The 16243-nt window shown below is 64.9% G+C and carries 20 protein-coding genes and 1 tRNA gene; 18 read left to right on the plus strand and 3 right to left on the minus strand.

Going from position 1 to position 16243, the window contains the following annotated elements:
* Window positions 1–40: 40 nt before the first annotated feature.
* From Q1W26_RS11965 to Q1W26_RS12005, 9 genes are all read left to right on the plus strand, one after another.
* Window positions 41–280, plus strand: a complete 240-nt coding sequence (locus Q1W26_RS11965) for a hypothetical protein (RefSeq protein ID WP_300440229.1) — start codon at window positions 41–43, stop codon at window positions 278–280.
* Window positions 277–1056, plus strand: a complete 780-nt coding sequence (locus tag Q1W26_RS11970) for a terminase small subunit (protein ID WP_300440231.1) — start codon at window positions 277–279, stop codon at window positions 1054–1056. The genes Q1W26_RS11965 and Q1W26_RS11970 overlap by 4 nt, the downstream gene beginning before the upstream one ends.
* Window positions 1057–1058: 2 nt before the next feature.
* A complete protein-coding gene (locus Q1W26_RS11975; RefSeq protein ID WP_300440233.1) occupies window positions 1059–1442 on the plus strand; it encodes a hypothetical protein in 384 nt (127 codons plus the stop codon).
* 107 nt (window positions 1443–1549) lie between these two features.
* A complete protein-coding gene (locus tag Q1W26_RS11980) occupies window positions 1550–2233 on the plus strand; it encodes a hypothetical protein (RefSeq protein ID WP_300440235.1) in 684 nt (227 codons plus the stop codon).
* A gap of 2 nt (window positions 2234–2235) precedes the next feature.
* Window positions 2236–2496: a hypothetical protein gene (locus Q1W26_RS11985; protein ID WP_300440238.1), complete on the plus strand. Its 261-nt coding sequence runs from the start codon at window positions 2236–2238 to the stop codon at window positions 2494–2496.
* Complete coding sequence (locus Q1W26_RS11990) at window positions 2493–2714, plus strand: hypothetical protein (RefSeq protein WP_300440241.1); 222 nt, start codon at window positions 2493–2495, stop codon at window positions 2712–2714. Before Q1W26_RS11985 ends, Q1W26_RS11990 begins: the two co-directional genes overlap by 4 nt.
* A gap of 2 nt (window positions 2715–2716) precedes the next feature.
* Window positions 2717–4636 carry a glycoside hydrolase family 19 protein gene (locus tag Q1W26_RS11995; protein WP_300440244.1) on the plus strand — a complete coding sequence of 640 codons (1920 nt, stop codon included), beginning with the start codon at window positions 2717–2719 and terminating at the stop codon, window positions 4634–4636.
* Between the two features lie 319 nt (window positions 4637–4955).
* Window positions 4956–5330, plus strand: coding sequence for a hypothetical protein (locus tag Q1W26_RS12000; RefSeq protein WP_300440247.1), 375 nt, complete (start codon window positions 4956–4958; stop codon window positions 5328–5330).
* A 2-nt stretch (window positions 5331–5332) separates the two neighbouring features.
* On the plus strand, window positions 5333–5692 hold the full coding sequence (locus tag Q1W26_RS12005; protein WP_300440250.1) for a hypothetical protein: 360 nt from the start codon (window positions 5333–5335) through the stop codon (window positions 5690–5692).
* Window positions 5693–5915: 223 nt separating this feature from the next.
* Here the strand turns inward: Q1W26_RS12005 and Q1W26_RS12010 are convergent, their stop codons facing one another.
* The 3 genes from Q1W26_RS12010 to Q1W26_RS12020 all read right to left on the minus strand — a co-directional run bounded on the left by Q1W26_RS12010 (window position 5916) and on the right by Q1W26_RS12020 (window position 7365).
* On the minus strand, window positions 5916–6524 hold the full coding sequence (locus tag Q1W26_RS12010; RefSeq protein WP_300440253.1) for an SOS response-associated peptidase family protein: 609 nt from the start codon (window positions 6522–6524) through the stop codon (window positions 5916–5918).
* An 81-nt stretch (window positions 6525–6605) separates the two neighbouring features.
* A complete protein-coding gene (locus Q1W26_RS12015; protein ID WP_300440256.1) occupies window positions 6606–6947 on the minus strand; it encodes a hypothetical protein in 342 nt (113 codons plus the stop codon).
* A 342-nt stretch (window positions 6948–7289) separates the two neighbouring features.
* Window positions 7290–7365 (minus strand) — tRNA-Thr (locus tag Q1W26_RS12020).
* 149 nt (window positions 7366–7514) lie between these two features.
* On the opposite strand from Q1W26_RS12020, the gene Q1W26_RS12025 reads away from it, so the two are divergent.
* The 9 genes from Q1W26_RS12025 to Q1W26_RS12065 all read left to right on the plus strand — a co-directional run bounded on the left by Q1W26_RS12025 (window position 7515) and on the right by Q1W26_RS12065 (window position 16169).
* Window positions 7515–8786 (plus strand): histidine kinase, encoded by a 1272-nt coding sequence (locus Q1W26_RS12025; protein ID WP_300440259.1) that lies wholly within the window; start codon window positions 7515–7517, stop codon window positions 8784–8786.
* A complete protein-coding gene (locus Q1W26_RS12030) occupies window positions 8759–9073 on the plus strand; it encodes an ATP-binding protein (protein WP_300440261.1) in 315 nt (104 codons plus the stop codon). Before Q1W26_RS12025 ends, Q1W26_RS12030 begins: the two co-directional genes overlap by 28 nt.
* On the plus strand, window positions 9070–9711 hold the full coding sequence (locus Q1W26_RS12035; RefSeq protein ID WP_300440262.1) for a response regulator transcription factor: 642 nt from the start codon (window positions 9070–9072) through the stop codon (window positions 9709–9711). Before Q1W26_RS12030 ends, Q1W26_RS12035 begins: the two co-directional genes overlap by 4 nt.
* Before the next feature lie 184 nt (window positions 9712–9895).
* Window positions 9896–11644, plus strand: coding sequence for a diguanylate cyclase (locus Q1W26_RS12040; protein WP_300440264.1), 1749 nt, complete (start codon window positions 9896–9898; stop codon window positions 11642–11644).
* A gap of 77 nt (window positions 11645–11721) precedes the next feature.
* Window positions 11722–12051, plus strand: coding sequence for a hypothetical protein (locus Q1W26_RS12045; RefSeq protein ID WP_300440267.1), 330 nt, complete (start codon window positions 11722–11724; stop codon window positions 12049–12051).
* 35 nt (window positions 12052–12086) lie between these two features.
* A complete protein-coding gene (locus Q1W26_RS12050) occupies window positions 12087–13247 on the plus strand; it encodes a hypothetical protein (protein WP_300440269.1) in 1161 nt (386 codons plus the stop codon).
* Window positions 13235–13966: a type II secretion system protein gene (locus Q1W26_RS12055; RefSeq protein ID WP_300440271.1), complete on the plus strand. Its 732-nt coding sequence runs from the start codon at window positions 13235–13237 to the stop codon at window positions 13964–13966. The genes Q1W26_RS12050 and Q1W26_RS12055 overlap by 13 nt, the downstream gene beginning before the upstream one ends.
* 138 nt (window positions 13967–14104) lie before the next feature.
* Window positions 14105–15394, plus strand: a complete 1290-nt coding sequence (locus Q1W26_RS12060; protein WP_300440273.1) for an adenylate/guanylate cyclase domain-containing protein — start codon at window positions 14105–14107, stop codon at window positions 15392–15394.
* A gap of 118 nt (window positions 15395–15512) precedes the next feature.
* Window positions 15513–16169 (plus strand): prepilin-type N-terminal cleavage/methylation domain-containing protein, encoded by a 657-nt coding sequence (locus Q1W26_RS12065; RefSeq protein WP_300440276.1) that lies wholly within the window; start codon window positions 15513–15515, stop codon window positions 16167–16169.
* Window positions 16170–16243: the final 74 nt, after the last annotated feature.

Genomic DNA, 16243 nt, shown 5'->3' on the forward strand with positions numbered 1-16243 from the left:
GGCACCCAAGAAAACCCAATACCAACCAGGAAACCCGAAAATGCCCGAAACGATCATCACCCGTGCCGATTCAAACCAAATCCTCGCCGCCGGCTGCATGGACCTAATCCGCCGGCTCGCAGATCGCGTGACGCCCGAAGCCGTCCAGGCCGCGGCCCTCGCCGTCACGGCTCGAATGGGCGACGACTCGCCGAAAGCTGTTGGCATCGCCCTGTTTTTTGCCCACGAAGCCCTCGAAGAGATAGAGCGCGCCACGGCCGAAGCGGAGGCCGCAAGATGAGCCGTGGTCTGACACCGAAGCAGGCCGTTTTCGTTCGCGAGTACCTTGTTTGCCTGAATGCCTCTGAGGCCGCCCGGCGGGCCGGCTACAGCGTGAAAACGGCCACTTGGATAGGGCCGCAACTGCTCGCGAAAACTCACGTCGCGGCAGCGATCGAAGAAGCCCAGCGCGCCCGGCTCGCGCGGCTCGATCTTGATGCAGACGGCCTGGTCAAGCTGTGGTCAACCGTGGCCACGGCCGACCCGCGCGAGGTCGTGCAGTACCGCAGGGATTCCTGCCGGCATTGCTGGGGTGAGGGTTTCAATTACCAATGCACGCCGGCCGAGTTCAAGCGGGCGCAGCTTGTTTTTGAAGAACGTCGGGCAAAGATCATCGCGGACGGCGGCGCCGATGTTGGGGAGTTTCCATCCGTGGCCGGCGACTGGTACGACCGGAGGCGCCGGCCGAACCCCGAGTGCCCGGAGTGCTTCGGGGATGGGGTCGGGCAGGTCCGTATTTCCGACACCCGGGAGTTGAGCGAGGCGGGGAAGGCCATTTTTGCCGGCGTGAAGGAAGGCCGAGACGGCATCGAAGTGAAGCTCCACGACCAGCAGGCGGCGACTGAAAAACTCGGCCGCGCCCTTGGTGTGTTCAGGGGCGGCGAAGGGGCGGACCAAAGCGGCGCCATCACAAGCGAGCTGGCCGCCCGCTATGTGGAACTGATGGAGAAGTCCCGCGCGATGCAGCAAAGGGTGCTCGAAGAGCGCGGGTTGGCAAGCGACGGGGACGAGGCTTGAAAATGCCGCCCAAAGCAGAAGTCACCAGACCAAAACGCCCAAGCGCGCAGGCGGTGCGCGACATGGAGGCAAAAATTGTCGCCTTGGAAGGTGAGCTTTCCCAGCTCAAGCAGCCCCCCGTGACGTACAAAAAAATGCAAGATCGAGTGCGCTTCCTTACGGATGCAAACCATCGGCTTTGCGCCGACCTGCAGCGGCTCCAGGCGGAACTGAGCGCCCTCCGCTTCACCGCCAGCCGGCTTCGCGACGCGACACCAGCAAGCGCTGAGGCGGCCATCGCTCCTGAAATGCTGGCGCGCTTGGTTCGGCTGTGCCACCCCGACAAACACTCCAACAGCGCGGCGAGCAACGAGGCCACGGCGTGGCTGCTGGGCCAGCGAACCTAATCAACGAATCCGGCCCCTGCGGCCTGACGGACAAAAACCCGGAAAACCCGTCATAAAATCAAGAATCGAGCCTCGAAAATCAAGTTTTTCAACATTCAGAGGCCGAAATGACCAACACCGACACCACCCACACCGACGACTTCGAAGACTCGCAACCCCGCAGCTCCGAAGAGCTTGCACGCGACGTGCGTGCCCTTCATGGCGACGTGCCTTCGATGGCCGCGGCAACCGAGCTCCTGGACCGGATGCGCGCCGCGCTGGCCAAGACTGACCCGACCACGATCGCGTTCTTTGCGATGCAGCGTTACGAGGGCCGCGTCGTTGATGGAATCGCCGCGCTGGGCGAGGAGTTTGGCGAGATCTTCGCGGACATGGCCTTCATCTCCGAGCGCCTGGCCGAGGCTGTCGCAGAAGATCGCACCCGAACCGAGCCGCTGGTAAATGAAGCGGCGAGACGGGTGCTTCGGGGCGAGGGCCGACTGAAGGACATCGCGAACCAGATCAAGGCGGCGAAAATGCCCGACCCGTACCAGGTCCGCCAACGCTTCGAACGCGCCGGCCTGTCGTATCCCGAGATCGAAGCACTGACGGCCAAAGGCGATTCTGAACTCGCCGAACGCGTCGCCGCTCTTGAGGGCGAGCGTGCCACCCTGGAAGCCGAGCTTGAAATCATGCGCGCTTACCTGAAAACGCGCGACGAATCCCTGCTGCCAGAGGGCTTCGCCCCGACCCCGGACGCCGGCAAGGTTATGCCGCCGGTTCATCCGCTTATTGCCGCTGCGGGGGCCTGACAATGCCCACGATTGACGAACAAATCGCGGCCGCCGGGCGGCGGATATTGGAACTCAGCTACCCCGCCTGCCAAGCCGCCCGATGTGACGGCGGGAAAAACGGGGAGTTTTACATCCAGGCCGAACGGAACGAACCGGAAATCGCAGCCCTGGTCAAATTCACCCGCACCAAGAATCCGGCCGACCTTCCGCCTGGTTTTAAGGTTCCCGCTGCTGTGCAGCCTATCCAGCCGCCCGCGGCGATAGAGGTGAACTGGAAATGACGGCCGCCACCGCGAAAGCCGCCCACGGCGGCCAGCGCTCCGGTGCCGGTCGCCCAATCGGCGCCGCCAGTATCCGGTCGAGCGCGGCGCAGAAGGCGCGAATTGCGCTCGATGCGCTGGCCCAAGTCGCTGCCGATGACCAGGCACCGGCCGAAGCACGTGTGCACGCTGCGCAAGCGCTGCTTGAAGCGGCCCGTGCGCCCGCGAAGGAGGCTTGAGCATGGCTCAGAACAGCGATAACGAGGGCTTCCTGGTCGGAACCCCGATCACCAGCCTGCGGCGTTCTGGTGCGGGCCAAACCGATTCACTGCTTTACGACATTCGCGCGGAGGTGCGGGGCGTTCACCGGGCGATCCTTGACGGCGTTGCCCGCCCTCTCGCGCTCGCCGGGCGGCAGGCGGTTTCACCGCGACCACTCGGCGGCGCGCGGCCCGAAAAGTCCGCCGCCGTAGCTTCGCCAGCGATGCCGGCGGGCCGGGTTAAGGGTCCGCGGGCTGCGGCTCAGTCGGGAACCCTGCCCAGCGGTGCAGCGGCTCGCCGTGCGCTTGCTGCGGCAACGCCACCGGTAAAGCCTGGCCAGCGGGACGGCAAGGGGCGTTTCGTGAAGCGTGACGGCTCTTCCGGCGAAGGCGCATCGTCGCCGGATACCGGCGGCACAAACTCAGGGGCGGTTCGCAACCTGGCCGAACGGCTTTCAGCCGCGATAGGCCCCGCGTCCGGGCTCGAAGAGGCGGACCCCACTGCGAAGGCGTTCAACGAGGTCGTAGCCCCGTTCTCGCGCGGCCTGGACATGCTGGGCAGGAAGTCCGATGGCCGGCAGGAAGGGCTGCTGAAAAAAATATGGAAAACGCTCAAAGGCATCGAAGAGAAGGCCGTCAATCCAGCTCAAGCAGAGTCCGGCGGCGGAATTTTTATGTTGCTGGGGCGGTTTCTGCCGCTCCTGCTGCCGGCGCTGGTGGGTCTGACGACGGTTGTGGCGGGCGTTGCGGCATTTTTGGGGATCAAGGACTTCTTAGAGGACGATGAAAAGGCCGCGAAAGCAGCAGAGGGAATCAAAAAGGATGTCTCGGAGCCCCTCAAGGAGAACTTGAAAGCCGTTGGCATCGATTCGGACAAGCAGATAGCCGACACCCGGGCCGCTACGCTTGAGAATCGCGATGGAGAGTATGCAAAGGAGGACAAGGCACGGGCCGCCTTCGCCAAATCCAGCGGCATGAAGCCGGGCAACACGGCTTTCGAAGACGCGTTCTACAAGGATCAGCAGGCCAAGGAAGCCGCAGCGGCCGAGCAGGCGAAGAAGGGGCTTGTCCAGCGCGGGTTTGAAAAGGTCAAAGAAGTCGGCAGGTCGCTGTTTGGCAACCGGCAAAAGGATGCAATGGTTGCGCAGATGGCCGCGTCCGGCATCACCGACCCAAAAGAGCAGGCAATGTTCATGGCGCAGCTGGACCACGAATCAGGCGGCTTCTCGAAAACCGAAGAGAGCTTCAGATACAAGAGTGCTGACCGCCTGATGCAGGTGAGCGCAAGCGCTCGAAAGATGGGTAAGCCGGCTGTTGAGCAAGCCATGGCGAAGGGGCCGGAAGCTATCGCCGAACTGATGTACGGCGGACGAATGGGCAACAAGAGCCCTGGCGATGCCTTTGCCTTTCGGGGGCGCGGGGCCATCCAGCTTACCGGCCGAGACAATTACACCCGTGCCGGTAAGGCTTTGGGAATCGACCTGGCGAACCATCCCGAGCTTGCCGCAGAACCTGAAAATTCCGCCAAGATCGCGGCTTGGTACTGGAAAACAAACAAGCTCACCACGGCCGCGAAAAACGGCGACGTTCGCGCCGTCACTAAGACGATCAACGGCGGAACCAATGGCCTCGCTGATCGCACCGCGAAGTACGGGCGGTACCTGTCTGCTGCGACGGCTGGCGCCTTCAAGGTGTCGCCCGCAACGGCCAGCATTCCGGCGGTACGGCCTGTACGGGCCCCTTCCATGCCCGCCGTAGCGGACGCGCCGGCCTTGCAAATTCCGCTTGGAAGCGGTGCCCCTTCAGGGCCGGTCATGGTGAGCCTTCAGGGCGGTGATGTTCGTCAGGATCTGAGTGATCGCCGTATGGCGCACATTGCTACCGGCGGAGTCGCGAACTGAATATCGGAAGCTACCCGGATTCCAGGTAGTTTCCAAAATGATGGACAGGTGCTTGACGGCGCGGCGATTCCGGGCGCATGATTCATTCGCCGCTGCAAACAACAGCGATACAGGCTTGGCAGCCTGGATTACTTGGCGGACAACCGCCCTCAAGCGGTTTTTTTACGTCCGTCGCATGGTGACGCCCCAATGGGCGGGGCCGTGTGGGAGGGGAAACCCTGCCGGTTCCAAGTACCGGTCTGCCAACCTGCACGGTTCCGCCCACCTCGCTTGGCAGCGAGTAAGCGGAGAACATAGCCGCTACTTGGAGCACCACACCATGGCAACCCACGCCCCCAGTGCGCCCGCACTCTGCAGCACCGCACGCCCCAAACACAGCCCTGCCCTTGTCCGCGGCCCGCATCGCCGTATCGGTCGCCCCCGTCCCGCTGCGCCGTCACCGGTAACCGCCCTGCGCGCCATCGTGCTTGAAACGATGGACTACCCGCCCGTGCGCCCGCGCTCCGCTGACAGCTTCCTGCCGGCCGCGCTGCTTGAGGCCGCACAGCAGGCCATCGCCGCCGCTGATCGCAGCACGCGCCGCCCTGGCCGTGCCCGCCTCGCCCTGTCCCTTTCCCTTTCCCTGTACCGCACCATCCGCCGGCTTGCCGGTCCCGTAGCAGCCTATCGCCTCACCTTTGCCCGGAGCATCTGACCATGACCACCAACACCACCACCTTCGCCGCCCTCGAGAAGTCCACCGACGTGGCCGAGCATACCGGCTGCAACCATGTGGCGACCGTGCAGCCGATCGCGACCGGTGCCGATGATCCCGCCACCACGCCCCTGATCGTCGGTGACCCCGTGTCCGATCTGGACAGGCTCGAATCCGGCATCGTCACGGCTGTGCAGCCGGACGGAAACATCACCGTCCAATGGGATAGCGGCCGGTCCTGCGACATGGTGCGCGGTGCACTGCTTCTCGAGTGCTGGGCGCGCATGCCGGCTGCTGAAGCTGCCAAGGTAAAGGGCGCCGTCCTGACCATGCGTGCCCGCCTTGAAGCGGTTGCGGCCTGATAGACCGGATGGAGCTGTGCGCCTGTCACAGGGCGCACAGCAGGCCCGAAAGGCCTCCCGTTGTCGGATATTCTGCCGCCGGCCAAGGAACCGACAGAGGCACACTGACGATTCTTTCCTTTCGTGTCCTACGACACCCCGGCCCCGCGCTGGGGTCGTCGCTTCTGGCGGGCGTGAGGATCTCCCAAGGGTGTGAATCGGGCTCACACCCTGCTGCGCAAGCTCAGAAAAGGGAACCCGTCGCACGACGCCCCGGCAGTGGATCAGCCCGAGCCCGCAGAAGATCAACTGCAGCCGGTGTGAGCATGCCCCGCGCCGCGACCTCTGATTTCGCCCGTAGCCAGTCACCCCACGCTTCGTCCGGCAAGATCACAACCGAGCGCTTTTCGTCACCAGGCTTGTGCATGCGCCCCATGATTGGGTGCCCGTCCGCATTGATCGTCAGCATGGACATGGACCAGGCCGGCAGGCCATCGTCTTTCAATCGCCGTTCCCAGATGCCCGCGATCCCCATAGGCTTGCTGTCGGTGCGCTCAATCCGCCAGCGAACGGCCTTTCCCGTCTCGTAGCACGGCTCGAAAATGGCGTCAGCGGGAATGATGCAGAGCTGCCCGCGCTTCCAGGCCTCTCGAAAGGAAGGCTTCTCCCCAACCGTCTCAGACCTGGCGTTGTAGGTGGAGCGGACAATCTTCGCGTCCGTCGCCCATGCAGGAACCAGGCCGAAGCAGGCCGGCACCCACAAGCGCGGAGCGAAGTTGGTCACAATGGGGGCGATCAGGCCCGGATACGCCTCGCCGTAAGAGAAATCCGGCGGGGGGAGATCAAAGCCCATGAGCTGCTGGCGGGCAGAGGGGGCATAGTTCGAGCACATGGGGCAAGCTTAAGGCAACAGCCCACTTGCGGCCACCGGGCGCTATCCTCCGGGCGCTCGCCCCTGAAGCTCTGGAACGTCCCACCGGGCGAATCCGTCAGGACCAATGACCATCGGCACCTGCGTGCACTCCCATTCCTGCAGCACGGCAGCGCCCCGGTGCTCTTCGTAGCCGCGAATCCGTATCACGCCAGCGAGAATTGACAGAACCTTTGCGTCGTAAAGCACCGCCGCCGGCTCGCCGCTGGCACTCATGAAGCGCCGAAGCTCGAAACGAGCGGCCGTCGCGCTCAAGTCGCCCGCGAGCTGATGCTCAGGCCGCATTGCTTCGTGGTCGGGGATAAGACGGCCCCCTTGACGAAGGCGACGGATGCGGACGAACACGACGGGCACCCAAGGCTATACAAAAATACAGTATAGGTCTGTTTCAGGCCGTCTCATGCAACACCACCCAAGCGTTTCTTTCATTGCTGGGCACTGGATCGAAGACGCGTAAAGGCACCGAAGCCTGCTAATAGGCGGGCTTTCACGTCTGGAACCCAAGGCCCCGACGTTGGCGTTCCCGAAAACGGTAGCCCACCACGAAACCCGGCATGGGCACGGAGCCTACCGTTTTGATGCAAACCAAGCGCCAACAAAACGAGCACTTCCGACCTTGGTGCTAGCCCGGTGATAGCCCAGCAAAAAGGCCAACCCTCACGGATTGGCCTAAGTGCTTGATAAATCTGGTGCCGGTGAAAGGAATCGAACCCTCGACCTTCGCATTACAAGTGCGCTGCTCTACCAACTGAGCTACACCGGCAAATCTCTTAACCTCGCCGCCTGCCGCAAAAAACCGCATGCACATGGACGGAAAAGGCCGGCCTGAACTATCCTTGAAGGCTGTTCAGGCCCGAGTGAGGGTCGGATTATAAACAAACCGTCCCGTTCACGCAGCCTCCACGTACACGCATGTCCACTGCCCTCAAGCCGGACGCCCCCTCCGCGAGCCGGGATGATCCGGCGAAACCGCCTATCCGCCTGCTGTTCATCGAGGACGCCGAAAACGATGTCATGCTGTTGCTGCATCGTTTTCGTAACGCCGGCTATGCGCCCACCTACCTGCAGGTCGCCTCTGAAAGCGGCATGCGCGAGGCGCTTCAGCGGGAAAGCTGGGATGTCATCCTGTGCGACCACAACCTGCCCGGCTTCAGCGCCCAGGCGGCCCTGCGCACGATCCAGGATCTCTGCCTCGACCTGCCCTTCATCATTGTTTCGGGGGTGATGCAGGAAGACGAGGCGATCGCCGCGATGCGTGCGGGCGCCCACGACTACCTCAGCAAGAACAAGCTGGAGCGCCTGATTCCGGCCGTCGAGCGTGAGTTGCGTGAAGTCGGCAACCGCCGCGAGAAACGCCTTGCCGAACAAACCCTGCGCCAGAGCGAAGCGCGCCTCAGGGCTCTCACCGACAATATTCCGGGCGTGGTCTTCCAGATGGGCTACACGCCGGACGGCATGCTCGGCTTCCAGTACCTCAGCGAAGCGGCGGCGATGCTCTTCGGTATTTCCGCCGACGAGCTGATCGGCAGTTCGGCCGGCTGGATGACCTGGCTGCTCAAGGAGGACCTGCCCGGTTTCATGGAGGCGGCCTGTGTATCGAGCGAAAACCTGTCCACCCTCAACTGGGAGGGCCGCATCCAGCTGTCCACCGGCGAACAGAAATGGATCAACCTGCGCAGCTCGCCGCGCCTGTCCGAGCTTGGCGCAGTGATCTGGGAGGGCGTGATGTGGAACATCACCCACAGCAAGCGCGTCGAGGCAGACCTGCGGGAGTCGCGCAGCCAGCTGGCAGCGCTCTCGAACCACCTCCAGCGTATCAAGGAAGACGAACGCGAGCGCATCGCCCGCGACGTCCACGATGTGCTCGGCGGCACCCTGGTGGCGATGAAGTTCGAGATGTCGCTGCTTGAGTCGAAACTCGAGTCCAACCCGGTCCAGGCCCGTGAGCGGGCGCACAATGTCGGGCGCATGGTGGACGACGCGATCGCCACCGTTGGCCGCGTAACCCGCGAATTGCGTCCCGGCATCCTCAAGGATTTCGGCCTCGCCGCAGCGATCGAATCCCACGGGGAGGACTTCGCGCAGCGCACCGGCATCATCTGTAACATTGTTGCCCCGACCACGACCTTGACCCGGGCTACGATACGGCTCTCGCATTGTTCCGGGTTTTCCAGGAAGCACTGACCAACGTCAGCAAGCATGCCCGTGCAAGTGAAGTTAACGTACGGCTCATGCAGGAAGGCGACCAGGTTGTGCTCGATATCACCGACAACGGCTGCGGCCTGGCTGCAACCGACCTGCGCAAGCCCCGCTCTTTCGGGCTGCGTGGCATCCGCGAACGGCTCACCAGCCTTGGCGGACGTCTCGAGCTGAGTCCGGTCGTCCCTCACGGAACACGACTCACCCTGCGAACTCCTCTCCAGCCTCCGCAGCCGGACGAACAACAGAACCCCAACCGGAGTCCCGCATGAACAAGCCCATCCGAGTGCTGATTGCCGACGATCACGCAATCGTCCGCCAGGGCCTGCGACAAATTCTCTCCGACACCCCCGACCTCACCGTTGCCGGAGAGGCGGAGAACGGCGTGCAGGCCGTGCAGATGGTGCGTACCGGCGAGTGGGATGTCGTGTTGATGGACGTCTCGATGCCCGACCGCAACGGCATCGACGCCCTCAAGATCATCAAGAAGGAATTCCCGCGCCTCCCCGTATTGATTCTCAGCATGTACCCCGAGGAGCAATACGCCATTCGCGCCCTCAAGGCCGGCGCTGCGGGCTATCTCACCAAGCAGAGCGCACCGGAACTCCTCGTCACCGCGATCCGCCAGGTGGCCAGCGGCAAGAAATACGTCAGCCCGTCACTGGCCGAAGAGCTCGCCAACGCAATCGGCGACGACAGCGAGCGCCTTCCTCACGAAAAGCTCTCCGACCGCGAATACCAGACGTTGTGCATGATCGCCTCCGGCAAGACGCCGACCGAAATCGCCGAGGCCCTCAACCTCAGCGTCAAGACGGTCAGCGTTTATCGTGCCCGCCTGCTCGAAAAGATGAATCTGCGCAACAACGCAGAGCTCACCCATTACGGTCTCAAGCACGGCCTGGCCGAATAGCCGTCGGCAGGCAACGCTGCCTGCATTTTTTCATTTCGGGTGGGCCGATACGCTCAAGGCATGTCGGGGACGGCCGTTATCAGTCGGGATTACATCACGCTTGCCTTGAGAGCCTGCCCGACCCAACAGCGGAGCAGGATGCCGGATGCTTCCGAAAACCCCTGCTGCCCCGCGCAGACCCAAGATGACGATCGACAACAGCCAGCCCTCCGACATCGCCCGGGAGACCCTGCGTCAGCTCGCGCTACGGCGGATCGCACCGACCCCCGACAACTATCGGGCGCTTTACCACGAGATAGCCGGAACGGTTCCCGAGGAAGCCTTCCCCGAACGCGCCCTCAAGCAGATCGCCACCGCCCTGCCGCGGCACAACCGCGATGCCCTGCGCATTGCCCAGGACTTCGAGTCGGCGATCGGCCGGAGCGACTGGCCCGAGCTTCGCAATGTGCTTGTGGGCGCCCTCTCTGCGCCCGAGAGTCAGGCCATCAATTGGGGCAGCCTGCTCCGCGAGTTCATTGCCGAATGGGATCGGCGCCAGAACGGCCTGACCCAGGCACGCAAGCGCGAAATGCTCGACCGGGTACTCGCTGCCTCCGGCGCCAACCCTGACAAACTGGCCGAACGCATGCAGGGTCTGCTCCGCGCCTGGGCACGCAACTCGGATGAGGATCTGCCGGACACCGACGCACCGGCCGCCCCCTCCAGCCCTGCCGGCGCAGCCACCGGCCACGCCGAAAACCCCGCCTTCGCCACGCTGCTGGCCACCCTCCTCGATGGCCTCGCCGCCCAAGCCCAGACCAGCGAGCCCGCGCTCTCGACCGAAGCCCGCGAACTCGCCGCGGCCGTGCGCCAGCAGCCCGTCGCCCTCAGCGCCGCGATCCTGCAACAGCGCCTCGACAAACTGCGCTCGGCCCTCGAATGGGCTTCCGAAGATCAGCACGCCCTGCGCGATGCCCTCCAGCGCGTGCTGCAGCTGATCCTCGAAAACATCAGCGAACTGGTCGTGGACGACCGCTGGCTGCATGGCCAGATCGTGCTGATGGGCGAAATGTTCGCCCATCCCCTGGACGTACGCGTCCTCGGCGAGCTGGAAAACCGCCTGCGCGATGTCATCCACCGCCAGGGCGCCATCAAGGTCGAACTCTCCGACGCGCAGGCACGCCTGAAGGAGATGCTCGCCCGCTTCGTCGATCGCCTCGGCGAATTCTCCGACTCCACCGGCAGCTACCACGACAAGATCGAACAATCCGCCGAGCGCATCGCCGCCGCCCGCGACATCACCGAACTCACCGATGTCATCGCCGACGTGATGCGCGAAACCCGCACGGTGCAGGAATCCACCGCCCGCTCCCGCGATGAACTCAAAGAACTGCGCGGCCGCGTAAACGACGCCAACTCCGAAATCTCGCGCCTGCAGCTCGAACTCGAACAAACCAGCGAGCTGATCCGCCACGACCCCCTTACCGGCGTACTCAACCGCAAGGGTCTCGACGAGGCCCTCGCCCGCGAAACCGCCCTCTCCCGGCGACGCGGCACGCCGCTCTGCCTGGGCCTACTCGACATCGACAACTTCAAGCGGATCAACGACACCCACGGCCACCAGACCGGCGACGAAGCCCTCCAGCACCTCACCGAGGTCGTGCGCGAAAACCTCCGCCCGCAGGATTCCGTCGCCCGCTACGGTGGCGAGGAATTCGTCATCCTGCTGCCCGACACCGTCCTCGACAGCGCCATCGCCACCCTCGTGCGCCTGCAGCGCGCGCTCACCAAGCGCTTCTTCCTGGCCCACCAGCAAAAGCTGCTGATCACCTTCAGCGCCGGCGTATCCGAACTGAAGGACAGCGAAGAGCCCGAACAGGCCATCGACCGGGCCGACAAGGCCATGTACATCGCCAAGCGCTCCGGCAAGAACCGCGTCATCGCCGCCCACTGAACCCTGCGCCGACAGAGCCGTCCGGACTATGCTAAATTGGTCCGGATATGCATTCGTACTCATTTCGACCAGCGCGCATGCTCTGCGCGCTGCTCCTTCCGCTTCTTCTTGCCCCCTGGCAGGCCAGCCGCGCCGAAGCCCTCGGGCGCCTGTTCTTCACCCCGGCCGAGCGGGCCCGAATCGACCACCCGCCCAAGGTCGAGCCCCCACCTGTTCCGCCACCCAGGCTGGACGGCATCATCACCCGCAGCGCCGGCGCACCCACCCTCTTCCTTGACGGTCGGGCCACCCTTGCCAACCCCCGCCAGGTCAGCGCTGGCGACGGCACCGCGCGCATCACGGGCCCCGACGGCCGCAACCACCGCCTGCGCGTAGGCGACCCGCCGCCCGAGGCCTCGCCCCCCTGATGCACCGGCAAGCTCACCCGGGCCGTCAGCGCGGCATGTTTCTGCCCGCCCTTGTCGTGCTGCTCGCCGTCGGCGGGCTCGGCTGGCTGCTCGCCCGCCAGGACAGCACCGCCAGCCGCAACCTCGCCCGTGAAATGCGCACCGCCCAGGCCCTCGGCCTCGCCCGCGAAGCCCTGCTCGGCTTTGCCGCCACCTATCGCAACAAGGAACACCCCAACTCCGACTTCGGCTACCTGCCCTGCCCCGATCTCGACGGCGACGGTTCATCCGAAACCTGCGGCGGCCAGGACCAGACCAGCGTCGGCCGCCTGCCCTACCTCACCCTCAACCTGCCCGACCTGCGCGACGGCGCCGGCGAATGCCTGTGGTACGCCGTGTCGGGCAGCTTCAAGAACAACCCCAAGCCCGTCGCCCTGAACTGGAACAGCGGCGGCCGCTTCCGCCTTCTGGATGACGGCGGCCGGACAATCGCCCTCCCCGGTGACGAGGCAGGCCTCGCCGCCGCCATCGTCATCGCCGCAGGTCCGCCACAAGCCGGCCAGGAACGCAGCGCCGGCCCCGAGCGCTGCGGTGGCGATAACGAGGCAGGCAACATCACCCAGTACGTCGAAGCCATCCGCACCCTTTCGGGCACCGGCGTCATCGACATCCACAGCACCGCGGGCAACGACCGCATCGTGACGATCAGCACCGGCGACATCTACCGCCTGCTCAAGGGGCGCCCCAGCTACGGCCCCTGGCTGCAAAAAGTGCTGCAGGCCAGCGCCGACTGCCTCGCCAAAGCCCGGCTTCCCGCCGTTGTCGGCCCCGAAAGGCGCGGCCCCGTCGAACTCGGCCAGCTGCCCGCCTTCGACACACTGAGCGGCCCGTGCCGCAACGAAAACCTGCGCGATGCCGCCAACAACTGGTCCGGCGTGATGCGCTACGCCCGTTGCATCGACGACACCGACTGCCTCGCCAGCGCGGGGGGCAAATGCCGCGGCGCCCTGATCTTCGCCGGCGAACGCCTCACCGGCGGCGGCGCCCAGCACCGCCAGGGCAGCACCGGCAAAACCGGCATCGACGACTACCTCGAACCCGCCACCCTCGCCGCCCTCACCACCGGCCAGCTCGCGGCCCTGCCCACCACCATCGCCCTGCCCCTTGCCGACCGGGACAAACCCGTCGCCACCGACGTCGCCCTATGCATTCCCTGATCCTCCACCATCCTCGCCAGGCCGGCTTCACCCTCGTCGAAATGGCGATCGTGCTGCTGATCCTGACCCTCCTCGCCAGCGGCCTCACGGTCGGCCTTTCCGCCCATATGGCTCGCCGCGCCGAAGCCGCAACCGACGACGCCCTCGCCGAAGCCCGCGACGCCCTGCTCGGCCACGTCGTTCTCCGGCGCTACTTTCCCTGCCCGGCCAAAAGCGCCACCGACGGCGCCGAAGACCGGGACAGCCCGACCACCTGCCGCAAATACGTCGGCCTGCTGCCCTGGGCCGCCCTCGGCATCCACGGCATCGACGGCTGGGCTCACCGTCTGCGCTATGCGGTTGCCGCCCCCTACGTCAAGGACATCAACCTCTCCGTCGTGGCGGAAATGGCCAGCCTTGCCGACGGCGCGATAGACATCAAAACCCGCAACATCGACGGCACCGAACTCTTTCTGACCACCACCGGCGGCAAAACCCCGGTGATCCTTCTCTCTCACGGCCCCAACGGATTCGGCGCCACCGACCAGGACGGCAACCTTCTGGCCGCGCCAACCGGCAGCGACGAAGCCCGCAACGCCGGCGGCGACGGCAAGCTTTTTTACAGCCGCCCGCTCTCCGAAAACCCCACCGCCCCCGGCGGCGCCTTCGACGACCGCATCACCTGGCTTTCCCCCAACCTGGTCGCCCACCGCCTGGTCAGCGCCGGCCGCCTGCCCTGAATTCTGTCGTCATTAATCGCATCAAAAAGCTTGATTGTGGCGAAACAACTTCCCACATGCCCGCCCGACGACGGCCTTGACCCTGCTTTCCTGCCTGCGTAAAACTGACTTCCGGGTCAACTCGACGCAGGAAATCCAATGCCGGACCTCCGGCCTCAGTCAGCGCTTTTTCGCCTCACCCGCACCGTTCTCCAGACCGGCCTGCGCCCGCAGGACGGTGAAGAATTGCAGCTTGCGAAAAACCTCCTGAATCTCGCCAGCTCACTCTTTGCCATCGCCACGCTGCTCTGGCTGGCCGCCTGCCTCGGCGCCAACAGCTCCCTGCCGGTCGCCGGAGCCGCCGCCGTGCCGCTGCTGGCCGGGCTCAACCTGGCCCTCTTCGCCCGCCACGGCCACGTCACGCTCTACGCACGCGTGCTGTTCGGCCTGATGCTGGCTTTCCCCGTTGTCACCCAGTGGCTGCTCGGCCCCGTGCCGGCCGCTTCCGGGCTTCCCCTGTGGGCGGCCCTCGCACCGACCAGCGCACTGCTGTGCCTGGGCGTGGCGGAATCGACACCGTGGTTCCTTGCCTTTCTGCTGCTCACCGTTGCAGGTGGCCTGTCGGGCAGCACCTCGGGCAACAGCGCCTTCATGGCTCTCCACGTCACGCTGGTCGCCTCGGTGCTCTACCTGCAACTGCGCTTTGCCATGGGCCGCCGCGGCAAGACCCGCGAGCGCCTTGCCGACGCCCACCGCCAGCTGCGGCAGGAGCAGGAACGCTCCGAGCGCCTGCTCCTCAACATCCTGCCCGCCCCCATCGCCGCCCGCCTGAAAGACAACTCGGTCACCATCGCCGACGGCCACCCGGAAGTCGTCGTCATGTTTGCCGACATCGTCGACTACACCCGCATCGCCAGCGGCATGACCCCGCCCGCGGTGTTCGAGATGCTCAACCGGATCTTCTGCCGCTTCGACGAACTCTCCGGGCACCACGGCCTCGAGCGCATCAAGACCATCGGTGACGGCTACATGGTGGCCGGCGGACTGCACGCCCACCCCATCGAAGCCCACGCCGCCATGGCCGCCCTGGCCCTCGACATGCAATCCACCCTGCGCGACCACGAATTCACCGACGGTCTCGCCCTCGAAGTGCGCATCGGCATCGCATCCGGCCCGGTTGTGGCCGGCGTCGTCGGGCGGGGCAAGTTCATCTACGATCTGTGGGGCGACACGGTCAACCTGGCCCACCGCCTGTGCACTGAAGGCGAACCGAGCGTCATCCAGTGCGACAGCCATACCTTCGAGCGCCTGCGCGGCGCCTTCGTGTTTGCCAAGCCGGTTCTGCTGCTGCTCAAGGGCAAGGGCTACGTGCCCGTCTATCGCCTCAGAAACCCGCGTATCTTCGCCGTTCCCCCACCCAAAAAATCCCCCACGCCCGCAGCCGCCTGACCCTGACAGGGGCTGGCCACAGCCCCAAAAAATCCGATCTGCATTAAACTCTCCATCCTGTATGAATAAACATCATCCGGCACCCTGAAGGGCAACCGGAACGGAACGGGAGACTTTCATGAAGAATCGGCAGCAAGGCTTCACCCTGGTCGAAATCGCCATCGTGCTGGTCATCATCGGGCTGCTGCTCGGGGGTGTGCTCAAGGGACAGGAATTGATCAACAGCGCCAAGGTCAAGAACGTCATTGGCGAATTCCGCAACGTTTCCACCTATATCTTCGGCTACCAGGACCGCTTCCGGGCCATGCCGGGCGACGATGCCGGCGTTGCCAACCGCCTTGCCGGCGCAGTAAGGGCCAGCACCGGTGGCACATCAGGCAACGGACGCCTCGAAGGCAGCTGGAACTCGACCACCGCAACGGATGAAAGCGTGCTGTTCTGGCAGCACGTGCGCCTGGCCAACCTGGCCAGCGGGGATGGACGCAACCCGGCGGGCGATGGCGTGACGATCCTCGACTGGCTCCCGCGCAACGCCTTTGGCGGCCGCGTGGGAGTCACCGGCATCAGCCCGCTGGCCGGCTGGAACGGCTCTTTCTTCATCTGCCAGGACAATCTCGCAGGCAGCTTTGCACGCCAGATCGACATCGCCCTGGACGACGGCCTGCCCGCCACCGGAACGGTACGCCTGCTTGCCAGCGGAGCAGCCGGTGGCGCGGCAATCGCCCCGGCCGACCTCACCGACGCCGGCCTCTACACGGTCTGCGCCGCCTACTAGTTGTTCAGAGTTGTTCCGCCCCTGCGCCAAGCGCGCGGGCGCCCTGATTTCAGGGGATCCAGCACATGGCCGAC

It is taken from the genome of Zoogloea sp., from assembly GCF_030157465.1.
Lineage (GTDB): Bacteria > Pseudomonadota > Gammaproteobacteria > Burkholderiales > Rhodocyclaceae > Zoogloea.